Below are 11,326 nucleotides of genomic sequence, written 5' to 3'. Positions count from 1 at the left end.
ATCCAAATATCCCGGGGTGAGCGCCGCAGGCGCGAGGGGCAGCGCCCCTTTCCTGTCCCGATACTAGCCGAAGCTCTCTACCCAGGCGATCTGCCGGGGCAGGCTGTGGCGATGCAGGTCATAGCCGTCTAGGATCGCCTGCCGCGCCGCCGCCCCCAGCCGGGCGGCCGCGGGGTCGCCGCTGAGCGCGCAGATCAGCGCCGCCTCCAGCGCCTCGCGGTCGTGAAACGGCACCAGCCGGCCCTGCTCGCCGTCGCGGATCAGCTCGCGCACCGGCTCGGTGTCCGAGGCGACGATCTGACAGCCCGCCGCCATCGCCTCGGTCAGCGACCAGCTAAGGACAAAGGGATAGGTCAGATAGCAATGCACCCGCGTAAGTTGCAGCAGGGACAGATAATCCGCGTAAGCCACCCGGCCCAGGAAATGCACGCGGTCCAGCGGCAGGCGGTCGCCAAGCTCGGCCAGCAGCTTCTGTTTCCAGCTTTCGGCGTCGCGGGGCTTGGCCCCGTAGCTGGTGCCCTCGGCCCCGACCAGCACCACCTGCGCGCGCGGCCGCGCCGCCAGCACCCGCGGCAACGCCCGCATCAGCGTGTGAAACCCGCGGTAAGGTTCCAGCGAGCGCGAGACATAGGACAGCACCTCGTCCCCCGCCCGCAGCATCTTTCCCCCCGGCAGGGTCAGGGTCGCGGCGGGATCGGGGCGGACCCGGGCGGTGTCGATGCCGTCGTGGATCACGGTCAGCTTGGCGCGCAGTTCGGGCGGGAAACTGTCGGCCTGATAGCGGGTGGGTGTCAGCCCGGCGTCGGCCTGCACCAACCCCTGAATCAGATGCGCTGAACGCGCCACGGTGCGAATACGGGCCTGATCGGTATCGGGCACCACCTCGGGGTCGAAACCCACATCCTGCCCGCGAGTGCGATACATCAGCTCGGCATAGACCAGCAGCCTGGCGTCGGGCCAGATCTCGCGCAGAAACAGCGTCTCGCCCCAGCCGGAATGGCCAAGGATCACGTCGGGGCGGTAGCCGTGGCGGTCGCGCAGGGCGCGCGCGGCCCGTGCTGCTTGCCAGCCGCGCTGCGCCATATCGCAATAGGCGCGGCCCAGCGGATGGCCGCCCGGCACGGCCGCGGGGCTTGCGTATTTCACCACCCGCACCGGCGAGGGGCGGGTATTTTCCGCATCGGTCAGGGCCAGCACCTGATGCCCGCGCGCCGACAGCGCCGGGGCGAGGTGCGGGAACTGGCCGGGAAAATTCTGGTGGACGAACAGGATCTTCATGCGCCAACGGGGGCAGGCCGGCCGGGCAACGGCGCGCCGCCGCGGTGGTCGCGAAAGGCGGCGGCGATCAATTCGCGCGTGTAATCCTGACGCGGGGCGTCGAACACCTGCGCGGTGGTGCCCTGTTCCACCACCTCGCCCGCGCGCATCACCAGGATCTGGTGGCTCATCGCGCGGACCACCCGCAAATCATGGCTGATGAACAGGAACGCCAGCCCGTGGCGGCGCTGCAACCCGCGCAGCAGTTCGACGATCTGCACCTGCACCGTCATGTCCAGCGCGCTGGTCGGTTCGTCCAGCACCACCATTTTCGGGCGCAGGATCATCGCGCGGGCGATGGCGATGCGCTGGCGCTGGCCGCCGGAAAATTCATGCGGATAGCGGTCCATGCTGGAGGGGTCGAGGCCGACCTCTTCCATGATCTCGGCCACCATCTGGCGGCGGTCGCGGCCGGGCTCGGTGCCGTGGACGCCCAGCCCCTCGGCGATGATCTGGCCCACGGTCATGCGCGGCGACAGGCTGCCGTAAGGATCCTGAAACACGATCTGCATGTCGCGGCGCAGGCGGCGCAGCGCCCGCCCCTCGACCCCCGAGATGTCGCGGCCAAGGTAAAGAATACGGCCGCGGCTTTCGATCAGCCGCATCACCGCCAGCGCCAGCGTGGTCTTGCCCGATCCGGATTCCCCCACGATGCCAAGGGTTTCCCCGGCGCGCACCGACAGGGTGGCGCCATTGACCGCCTTGACGTGGCCGATGGTGCGGCGCAGGAAGCCGCGGCGGATCGGGAACCAGACCTTGAGGTCATCGGTCGCCACGATCTCCGGCGCGGCGGGGTCGATGGGCTCGGCGATGCCCTTGGGCTCGGCGGCCAGCAGCTTGGCGGTATAGGGGTGTTCGGGCGCGGCAAAAATCCGCTCGGCCGGGCCTTGTTCCACGATCTCGCCGCCCTGCATCACGCAGACCCGGTCAGCGATGCGGCGCACGATGCCGAGGTCGTGGCTGATGAACAGCATCGACAGGCCCTCGTCGCGTTTCAGCCCGGCCAGCAGGTCGAGGATCTGCGCCTGAATCGTCACGTCCAGCGCGGTGGTGGGTTCATCCGCGACCAGCAGTTCCGGGCCGTTTGCCAGCGCCATGGCGATCATCACCCGCTGGCGCTGCCCGCCCGAAAGCTGGTGCGGGTAATCGGCCAGCCGGGTTTCGGGGTCGCGGATGCCGACGCGGGTCAGCAGTTCGATGATGCGGGCACGGGCGGCGGCGCCCCGCAGCCCCTGATGCAGCGCCAGGCTTTCCGCGATCTGCTTTTCCAGCGTGTGTAGCGGGTTGAGCGAGGTCATCGGCTCCTGGAAGATGAAGCTGATATCGTTGCCGCGCACCGCCCGCAGTTTCGATTCTGGCGCGCCGATCATCTGGGCACCGCGGTAAAGCACGCTGCCCCCTATCTGCGCGGAAGAACCCAGAAGCTGCACGGTCGAAAGCGCGGTAACCGACTTGCCGGACCCGGATTCGCCGACCAGTGCCACGGTTTCGCCGCGGCCAACGGTGAAGCTGACGCCCTTGACGGCGGGAACCAGCCGGCCTTCAGACCGGAAGCCGACATGCAGGTCGCGGACGTCAAGCACGATATTTGCGTCATCGCCGGACCGGGGCGCTGCCCCGGACCCCGGGATATTTTCAGACAGAAGATGCGAGGGGGCGGCCCGGGGCTGGCTGCTCATCGGAAGGTCTTTCGGGGATCAAAAGCGTCGCGGATGCCCTCAAAGATGAACACCAGCAGCGACAGCATGATGGCAAAGGTAAAGAAGGCAGCAAAGCCCAGCCACGGTGCCTGAAGGTTCTGCTTCGCCTGCAACGCGAGTTCGCCAAGCGAGGGCGCCGAGGCCGGCAGCCCGTAGCCGAGGTAATCCAGCGCGGCAAGGCTGGAGATCGTGCCCGTGACCACGAACGGCAGCATGGTCAGCGTGGCGACCATGGCGTTGGGCAGGATATGGCGGAACATGATGGTGCGATCGCGCACCCCCAGCGCCCGGGCGGCGCGGACATACTCGAAATTGCGCGCGCGCAGGAACTCGGCCCGGACCACGCCGACCAGCGCCGGCCAGCCGAACAGGATCGAGACGAACACCAGCAGCCAGAAGCTGCGCCCGAGAATCGCGAACAGGATGATGATGACGTAAAGTGAGGGCGTTGAGCCCCAGATTTCCAGCAAACGCTGGAACACCAGATCGGTGCGGCCGCCGAAATACCCCTGCACCGCCCCCGCCGCGATGCCGAGCACCGAGGCAACCGCCGTCACGATCAGCGTGAACAGGATCGAAAGGCGGAACCCGTAGATCACCCGCGCCGTCACATCGCGGGCGGTGTCATCGGTGCCCAGCCAGTGGCTGGCATCGGGGGAAGAAGGCGCGGTGCCGACATTGTTGATGGTGCGGTAGTGATAGGGGATCGGCGGCCAGATCGTCCAGCCGCGGTGGATTTCCTGCCCGTTGACAAAGCCGCTGCGGGATGCCGCGATGGTCGCCTGCGGTTCGTCCCAGCATTCCTCGCGCCCGCCCGACACGATCAGGCATTCGACGGACGGGTCGGTGTAATTCGCCTCGGTCCGGAAATCGCCGCCGAAGGTGGTTTCCGGGTAGAAGCGATAGGCGGGGAAATACAGCTCTCCGCGGTAGCTGGCGACGATGGGGCGGTCGTTGGCGATGATTTCTGCCAGCAGCGACAGCACGAACAGCGCCGCAAAGATCAGCAGCGACCAGAAGGCGCGGCGATTGCGGCGGAAATTGCGCCAGCGGCGCTGGTTGAGGGGGGAAAGTTTCATCCGGCGCGGCTTTCAAAGTCGATGCGGGGGTCGACCAGCACATAGGTGAGGTCCGACAGGATCCCGACCAGCAGCCCCAGCAGCCCGAACACGTAGAGCGTGCCGAAGATCACCGGATAATCGCGCTGCACCGCAGCCTCGAACCCCAGCCGGCCAAGGCCGTCCAGCGAAAAGATCGTCTCGATCAGGATCGAGCTGCCAAAGAACACCCCCAGGAACAGCGACGGAAACCCGGCGATCACGATCAGCATGGCGTTGCGGAACACATGCCCGTAAAGCACCCGGCTTTCCGTCAGCCCCTTGGCGCGGGCGGTGATCACATATTGCTTGTTGATCTCGTCCAGAAAGCTGTTCTTGGTCAGCAGGGTCAGCGTGGCAAAGCTGGAGATGGTCGAGGCCGCCACCGGCAGGGTGATGTGCCAGAGGTAATCCTTGACCTTGCCCCACAGGCTCAGGTCGGCAAAATTGTCGCTGGTCAGGCCGCGCAGCGGAAAGATCTGCCAGTAGCTGCCGCCCGCAAACAGCACCATCAGCAGCACCGCGAACAGAAACCCGGGGATCGCATAGCCGATGATGATCGCGGTCGAGGTCCAGGTGTCAAAGCTGGTGCCGTCGCGCACCGCCTTGCGGATGCCCAGCGGGATCGAGATCAGATAGGCCAGCAGCGTCGACCACAACCCCAGCGTGATCGAGACCGGCATTTTTTCCACCACCAGATCCACCACCGAGATCGAGCGGAACCAGCTTTGCCCGAAATCAAAGCGCAGGTAGTTGCCCAGCATCGACAGGAACCGCTGCACCGGCGGCTTGTCGAACCCGAATTCGCGTTCCAGTTCGGCGATGAATTCGGGCGGCAGGCCCTGCGCGCCGGCATAGCGTTCCGAGCCGCCGGTGCCCTGCCCGGCGTCGCCGCCGCCAGAGATGTTGCGAAACACGTCGCCTTCGCCCTGCACGCGGGCCACGATCTGTTCGATCGGGCCACCGGGGACGAATTGCGTCAGGGTGAAATTGACCAGCATGATCCCGATCAGCGTCGGAACGATCAGCAGCAGCCGCCGCAGAAGATATGCGCCCATCGGTCGTTCCTGCGCCCCGTGCCCCGCCGGTTAGCGGATCGCCCCGGCTTTTTTCAGCGTTTCCGCCTTATCCGCGTCGAACCACCAGAAATCAAGCTCGCCCAAGGCATAGGGGGGCAGTTCGTCTGGGTGGCCGAACATATCCCAATAGGCGACGGTGTGCTTGCCCTTGAACCACTGCGGCACCCAGAAATGCAGCGCCCGCAGCACCCGGTCCAGCGCATGGACGCCGGTGGTGAGCTCGTCCTGCGTCGAGGCCGATTCAACCCGGGCGATCAGCGCGTCCACCGCCGGATTTTCCAGCCCCATGGCGTTGAACACATCCCCGGTCGAGGCCGACCCGAAATACTGCTGCAACCCCGCGCCCGGGATGGGATCCTGCCCCAGATGCGCGGTGATCACGTCGAAATCATGGTTGCGCTTGCGGTCCTCAAGCTGGGCGTCGTCCACGCGTTCGTTGCGAGCATCGACGCCAAGGGCGCGCAGGTTTTCAACCCACGGATTAATAACCCGGTCGAAGGTCTGGGAATCATTAAGGATCTGCACCCGCAGCGGATGCCCCTGATCGTTGCGGCGGATACCGTCGCGGCTGGTTTCGGGGATGGTCCAGCCGGCCTCGTCCAGCAGCGCGGCGGCGCGGCGCAGGTTGCCGCGGTCAAGCTGACGCTCGCCGCTGACCGCGGGCAGCGCGGCGGGTTCGGTGAAAACCGCCTCGGGCAGGTCGGCGCGCAGGGGCTCAAGCAACGCCAGCTCATCCGCGCCGGGCAGGTCGGTCGCCGCCAGCTCGCTGTTATCCCAGAAGCTTTTCACCCGCTCATACAGCCCGTAGAACAGCGTCGCGTTCGACCATTCAAAGTTGAAGGTCAGCCCGATCGCCTGACGGACCCGCACATCCTGAAACTGCGGCCGGCGCAGGTTGATCGCCCAGGCCTGCCCGTTGGCGATATTGCCGTCGTGCAGTTCCTCTTTCCTGACCCAGCCGTTGCGAAAGGCGGGAAAATCATAGCGCGTCGCCCAGTGGATCGAGGACGCCTCGTTGCGAAAGCTGTATTCGCCGGCCTTGAACGCCTCGAACGCCGAATCGTAATCGCCGAAATACTCGATGCGGATGCGGTCGAAATTATGCCGGCCTCGGTTGATCGGCAGATCGGCGCCCCAGTAATCGGGGTTGCGCACCCAGGTGACCGAGCGGCCCATGTCGGCGCGCCCAAACATATACGGCCCTGATCCGACATAAGGCAGTTTGGAACTGTTCGATATATCACGCTGATTTTGTTCGAAATCTGCACGAGAGAATATCGGCAGCCCCCCTGCCGCCTGAATCACGTCGCGACGCGGGTAATCCGGGGTAAAGTTAAAGCGGATGCGGCGCTCGTCCAGCACTTCGGCATCGGCAACGATCTGAGAAAGCACTGCACGAAACGATGACAACCCCTTGTCGCGCAAGGTTTCATAGGAAAACAGCACGTCGTCCGAGGTCATGGACGTGCCGTCGGAAAACCTTATCCCCTCGCGCAGGGTAAAGATGGCCCAGTCGCGGCTTTCGGGGTATTCGACGGTCTCGCACAGCAGGCAATAGGCGGCGCCGATCTCGTCCGCGGTGCCTTCCAGCAGGCGCTCAAGCATGATGGTGGACAGGGCCGCGCCCCGCCCCTTGACCGTAAACGGGTTGTAGCTGTCAAAGCCGCCGGCTTGCCATTCGCTGATCTCGCCGCCCTTGGGGGCGTCGGGGTTCACATAGGCCAGATGCGGAAAATCGGCGGGCAGGCGCAGCTCGTCAAAGGTGCCGACGCCGTGCGAGGTGATGGTCTCGCCCCCGCCCTGCGCCGCCGCATCCTGCGCCAGCGCCGCCGCCGCGCCCATTGCCAGCAGCGCCGCGACCCTTGCCCCGAAACGGATTGCCGACTGAAAATCCCGTGTCGCGACCATGTGTTCCCGCCTTGTTGATCCCTGCCGGCCGCATTCGCCGTCTGCCCGAGGCTAGGTCAGTCCGGCCGCCACCCGCAAGCCGCATGGCGCCCGGGACGGCTGCGGATGGCGCAGTCGTGACCCGCGGCCGCACCGGGCCGCGCCAATGCAAAAAGGCGCGGACCACGGCCCGCGCCCTGCATCGCTGCCCCCCCAGCCGTCCAGCCGGGTGCGCGGGTTACTGCTGGGTTTCCAGATAGGCGATCAGATTCGCACGCTCGGTGGGGTTCTTGATGCCCGCAAAGCTCATCTTGGTGCCCGGCATATAGCCCTTGGGGTTGGTGATGAAGGCGTCGATGTTCTCGGGCGCCCACGAGCCTTCCTGTTCCAGCGCGGCGTTGGAATAGTTGAAGCCGTCGACCGAGGCCTTGTCGCGGTTCACCACGCCGTCGAGATGCGGCCCGACGCCGTTCGACCCGTCCAGCTTGTGGCAGGCGCGGCATTTGCCGAACGCCTTTTCCCCGGCGGCGACATCGGCCGCGGCCAGCAGTTCGGCGAAATCGGGGCCTTCGTCGGCGGCCTCGTCCGCGGCCGCGTCGTCATCGCCGCCGGCAACGGCAATGCGGTAAGCCTGCGGCGCCTCTTCGCCCTCGGCGACATGGCCGGGGCCGACGTGGTAAAGCGACGAGGCGAACCACGATGCCAGCAGCAAAAACAACAGCGATCCGATCAGCGCACCGGCCGTCTTGGTCACGGTCATCGTGTTGAACATGGGTCTTTCCTCGTGGTCCGGGCGTGTGTCTGGGGGCTATCTATCCGCTTTCACTTCGCCGGTTCAAGGTGTAGTTCGGCGGCGTCCGACGATTGCAGGCCCCTGTTGCAGCCCGGTCGATCCGGCCCCGCCCCGCTTGCGTCCGCCCATGGGCGCCCCCCGCCGATGCCGTTCAGGTGCGCATATGACCGATCCCGTGACCGATCCCGCCATTTCCGCAGATTTCCCGGCAACCGGCAGGATCGCCTTTCAGGGCGAGCCGGGCGCCTATTCGCACGAAGCCTGCCGCGGCGCCCGCCCCGACATGCAGGCCCTGCCCTGCGCGACATTCGAGGACACGGTCGAGGCCTGCCGGTCCGGCGCCGCCGATCTGGCGATGCTGCCGGTCGAAAACTCGACCTATGGCCGGGTCGCCGACATCCACCACCTGCTGCCCGAATCGGGGCTGCATATCGTGGACGAAACCTTTGTGCGGGTGCATATCAGCCTGCTGGGCCTGCCGGGCGTGCGCCTGGACGAGATCACCCAGGCGATGAGCCATACGGTGCTGCTGGGCCAGTGCCGCGATTTCCTGCGCCGCCACGACATCCGCACCGTCACCGGCGCCGACACCGCCGGCAGCGCCGCGCATGTGGCCCGCGCCGGGCAGCGCCATCTGGGCGCGCTGGCCAGCCCGCTGGCCGGGGAAATCTACGGGCTGGACCGGCTGGCCGACGAGATCGAGGACCGGCAGAACAACACCACCCGCTTTCTGATCATGTCGCGCCGCCCCGATCATTCGCGCCGCCCCGACCGCGAGGGGCGCGACCGGATGCTGACCAGCTTTGTGTTTCGGGTGCGCAACATCCCGGCCGCGCTTTACAAGGCGATGGGCGGGTTCGCGACCAACGGCGTCAACATGACCAAGCTGGAAAGCTACATGGTGAACGGCGTGTTCACCGCCACGCAATTCTACGCCGACATCGAGGGCCACCCCGAGGATCCCCCCGTCGCCCGCGCGCTGGAAGAACTGCGCTATTTCACCTCGACCCTGACGATTCTGGGGGTCTATCCGGCGGACCCGCTGCGCACCCGGCAGACCCCGGCCGAGGGCTGAGCCTCAGCCCTGCTGGCTGGCCTGTTGGCTGGTCAGGTCGTTCAGGAACCGCCCGGCCCGGTCGGCGAACTTCCGGTCAAGCTGGCTTTTCCCCAGCTTGGCCGTTTGCAACATCAGCCGCGCGCGCATGTGGCGGGGCCTGACCTCGACCTCGAAGATGGCGCGCGATTTCGCCCGGGTCAGCGCCACCACCGTTATCGCGACCGAAATATCCAGCCCCTCGCCCATGCCGGTCATGGCGATTCGCTCGGGCACGGCGAATTCGGCCAGTTCGAGCTGCAATTCGCGGCGCTTGCCGCGCAGGTCGAAACCGATGTCCCAGGCGGCGCCCGGATCCGGCGCGACCACCCTGCCCCGGCGCGCCTCGATCCCGCGGCGGGCCAGCATCCGTTCGATGCGGTCAAAACCGCTGACGGCGCGAAACAGCTGGTCGGCAGGCAGGTCGCTGTCGTGGCGAAGGGAAAATTTCATTGCAAACATCCGAACCTGAAACGCGGGCGTCTTAGCCCCCGGCCCGGCGGGACGCAAGTTCGCTGCCGGCAGGAAAATCCGGCAGTCCCCGCCCCGGCAGGCGTCGGGCCGGCGGCAACGCCATGGCGCAAGCCCCGCTTACCCTGTGAATTTTTTTCATAAAGGAATGAGAAGAGGGCGCTGGTGAATTTGCCGGCCCGCCGTTTACTCAGAGTCTGACCAAAGGCCCGTGAAAGTCTTTGCAGCTCTGCTAAGGGAGAGAGCGCGGGCGACAATTGCGAGGGAGGAACAGCAATGAACTCAGGCACTATCAGGACGCTTGTGGCGACGGTGGCGTTGGCGTTTGCAACGGCTGGCGTTCATGCCGGCAGCGTATCATGGGATATGCCCAACGAATATCCGGCCACGTCGCTTCAGGGCGAGACCGACCAGTTTTTCAGCCGGCGGCTTGCCGAACTGAGCGATGGCGACATTACCATCACCCATCATTTCGGCGGTGCGTTGGGGTTCAGGTCGCGTGACCAGCTTGATGCGGTCGGTGACGGCGCGGTTCCGCTGGCCAACACCTTTATTGCGCCGCTTGGCGGGATGGATCCGCTGTTTTTGCTGATGTCGCTGCCGTTCCTGACCTCGGACCCGCAAGAGGCCAAGCGCCTGTTCGATGTGGCCGAACCGCATTTCAACACCGTTCTGGAACGCTATAACCAGCGGCTGCTGTATTCCTCGCCCTGGGCCTCCAGCGGGCTGTGGAGCCGCAAGGAACTTGCCGATTCCCAGTCGTTCGCCGGCCTGAAGATGCGGACCTATGACGCCAACTCGACCGAGGTGTTTCGCACGGCCGGCGCATCGCCCGTCCAGCTGAGCTGGGCCGATATCGTGCCGCAGCTCAGCGCGGGGGGCATCGACGGGGTGCTGACCTCGATCGAGGCGGGGCTGAGCGCCAGCTTCAACGAATACACCCCCCATTTCGCCGCCATCAACTATGACAGCACGGTCAACCTGGCGACGATCAACCTTGACGTCTGGAACGGGCTTGACGACGCGCAACGCGCGCTGGTGCAACAGGCCGCCGACGAAACCGCAGCCCACGCCTGGGCCAATATCGCCGACGCCGTCGCACAAAGCTACGAGCAGGGCGAGGCAAAGGGCATGACCATCCAGCGCGAGGTCGATCCCGCCTTTCGCCAGCAGATGGCCGACAACGCCCAGCCGGTCATCGACGCCTGGCTCAAGCAGGTCGGCGAAAGCGGGGTCCAGATCCTGGACGCCTATCGTCAGGGCACATCAGGCGCGGAGTCGAACTGATGGCGGCATTCGAGGGAATGGAAACCGCGCAGTCGGATTTTGAAACCGATGTGCAGGACGCCGAGGCCGGCGGGGCGCCGGCCGCCCGCGGGCTGATCGCCGGCTTTCAGCGCCTGGCGCGTCTTTTATCCGCATTCGGCGGCATTGTCGCGATGCTGATCCTGGTCTTTGTCACGAGCCATATCCTGCTGGAAATCGCCTTGCGCAGCCTGTTTGGCACCTCGACCTATGTGCTTGACGAGTTTGTGGGCTACAGCGTGGCGGCGATGACCTTTCTGGCACTCGGGCGCGCCATGTCGGACGGGGCGCTGATCCGGGTGTCCTTTCTGCTCGACATGGTCCGGTCCCCGGTTCTGAACCGGGCGCTGCGGCTGGGCTGTATCCTGCTGACCGCGTGTCTTGCGGGTTTCATGACGTGGATCTTCTGGAAAACCGTCTCGCGGAACTTTATGCGCGGCGTGACCAGCGACACCATCGCGCATGTTCCCCTGTGGATCCCCGAAAGCCTGGTCCTTGCCGGGCTGGCGATCTTTTTCGTGCAGCTTCTGGCCGACGCGCTGAAGCTGATCGCGAAAAATCCACATTCGGCCCGTTGACCGCAG

The 11,326-nt window shown here is 65.8% G+C and carries 10 protein-coding genes; 3 read left to right on the top strand and 7 right to left on the bottom strand.

The genetic code is table 11. The features are described 5' to 3' along the window. Window positions 1–63 precede the first annotated feature (63 nt). The 6 genes from BLW83_RS07865 to BLW83_RS07840 form a co-directional block, all read right to left on the bottom strand. On the bottom strand, window positions 64–1,278 hold the full coding sequence (locus BLW83_RS07865; RefSeq protein ID WP_090847234.1) for a glycosyltransferase: 1,215 nt from the start codon (window positions 1,276–1,278) through the stop codon (window positions 64–66). Next, a complete protein-coding gene (locus tag BLW83_RS07860; protein ID WP_245728674.1) occupies window positions 1,275–2,900 on the bottom strand; it encodes an ABC transporter ATP-binding protein in 1,626 nt (541 codons plus the stop codon). The genes BLW83_RS07865 and BLW83_RS07860 overlap by 4 nt, the downstream gene beginning before the upstream one ends. A gap of 92 nt (window positions 2,901–2,992) precedes the next feature. After that, window positions 2,993–4,096 (bottom strand): ABC transporter permease, encoded by a 1,104-nt coding sequence (locus BLW83_RS07855; protein WP_090847230.1) that lies wholly within the window; start codon window positions 4,094–4,096, stop codon window positions 2,993–2,995. After that, window positions 4,093–5,172 carry a microcin C ABC transporter permease YejB gene (locus tag BLW83_RS07850; RefSeq protein ID WP_090847228.1) on the bottom strand — a complete coding sequence of 360 codons (1,080 nt, stop codon included), beginning with the start codon at window positions 5,170–5,172 and terminating at the stop codon, window positions 4,093–4,095. The genes BLW83_RS07855 and BLW83_RS07850 overlap by 4 nt, the downstream gene beginning before the upstream one ends. A 30-nt stretch (window positions 5,173–5,202) precedes the next feature. Continuing rightward, window positions 5,203–7,101, bottom strand: a complete 1,899-nt coding sequence (locus tag BLW83_RS07845) for an extracellular solute-binding protein (protein ID WP_090847226.1) — start codon at window positions 7,099–7,101, stop codon at window positions 5,203–5,205. Between the two features lie 217 nt (window positions 7,102–7,318). Continuing rightward, entirely contained in the window at window positions 7,319–7,852 is a 534-nt protein-coding gene (locus tag BLW83_RS07840; protein WP_090847224.1) for a c-type cytochrome, read from the bottom strand. 184 nt (window positions 7,853–8,036) lie between these two features. Between BLW83_RS07840 and BLW83_RS07835 the strand changes: the two genes are divergently transcribed. Then, window positions 8,037–8,948, top strand: coding sequence for a prephenate dehydratase (locus BLW83_RS07835; RefSeq protein ID WP_090847222.1), 912 nt, complete (start codon window positions 8,037–8,039; stop codon window positions 8,946–8,948). Window positions 8,949–8,951: 3 nt separating this feature from the next. On the opposite strand, the gene BLW83_RS07830 is transcribed toward BLW83_RS07835, so the two are convergent. Beyond that, window positions 8,952–9,419 carry a hypothetical protein gene (locus tag BLW83_RS07830; RefSeq protein WP_090847606.1) on the bottom strand — a complete coding sequence of 156 codons (468 nt, stop codon included), beginning with the start codon at window positions 9,417–9,419 and terminating at the stop codon, window positions 8,952–8,954. Between the two features lie 384 nt (window positions 9,420–9,803). On the opposite strand from BLW83_RS07830, the gene BLW83_RS07825 reads away from it, so the two are divergent. After that, window positions 9,804–10,724 carry a TRAP transporter substrate-binding protein gene (locus BLW83_RS07825; protein ID WP_218139097.1) on the top strand — a complete coding sequence of 307 codons (921 nt, stop codon included), beginning with the start codon at window positions 9,804–9,806 and terminating at the stop codon, window positions 10,722–10,724. Then, a complete protein-coding gene (locus tag BLW83_RS07820; protein WP_218139096.1) occupies window positions 10,724–11,320 on the top strand; it encodes a TRAP transporter small permease in 597 nt (198 codons plus the stop codon). The genes BLW83_RS07825 and BLW83_RS07820 overlap by 1 nt, the downstream gene beginning before the upstream one ends. The last annotated feature ends 6 nt before the right edge of the window (window positions 11,321–11,326 follow it).

The sequence above is a fragment of the Paracoccus alkenifer genome, from assembly GCF_900108405.1.
In the GTDB taxonomy this organism is placed as follows: Bacteria; Pseudomonadota; Alphaproteobacteria; order Rhodobacterales; family Rhodobacteraceae; genus Paracoccus; species Paracoccus alkenifer.
The sequence above is the reverse complement of the archived record's forward strand: the minus strand, read 5'-3'. Positions and strand labels throughout refer to the sequence as shown.

Bases quoted from the DNA above. Each gene is read 5' to 3' on its own strand.
- BLW83_RS07865 (WP_090847234.1), bottom strand. From the start codon at position 1,278: ATGAAGATCCTGTTCGTCCACCAGAATTTTCCCGGCCAGTTCCCGCAC.
- BLW83_RS07855 (WP_090847230.1), bottom strand. From the start codon at position 4,096: ATGAAACTTTCCCCCCTCAACCAGCGCCGCTGGCGCAATTTCCGCCGC.
- BLW83_RS07850 (WP_090847228.1), bottom strand. From the start codon at position 5,172: ATGGGCGCATATCTTCTGCGGCGGCTGCTGCTGATCGTTCCGACGCTG.
- BLW83_RS07845 (WP_090847226.1), bottom strand. From the start codon at position 7,101: ATGGTCGCGACACGGGATTTTCAGTCGGCAATCCGTTTCGGGGCAAGG.
- BLW83_RS07840 (WP_090847224.1), bottom strand. From the start codon at position 7,852: ATGTTCAACACGATGACCGTGACCAAGACGGCCGGTGCGCTGATCGGA.
- BLW83_RS07835 (WP_090847222.1), top strand. From the start codon at position 8,037: ATGACCGATCCCGTGACCGATCCCGCCATTTCCGCAGATTTCCCGGCA.
- BLW83_RS07830 (WP_090847606.1), bottom strand. From the start codon at position 9,419: ATGAAATTTTCCCTTCGCCACGACAGCGACCTGCCTGCCGACCAGCTG.
- BLW83_RS07825 (WP_218139097.1), top strand. From the start codon at position 9,804: ATGCCCAACGAATATCCGGCCACGTCGCTTCAGGGCGAGACCGACCAG.
- BLW83_RS07820 (WP_218139096.1), top strand. From the start codon at position 10,724: ATGGCGGCATTCGAGGGAATGGAAACCGCGCAGTCGGATTTTGAAACC.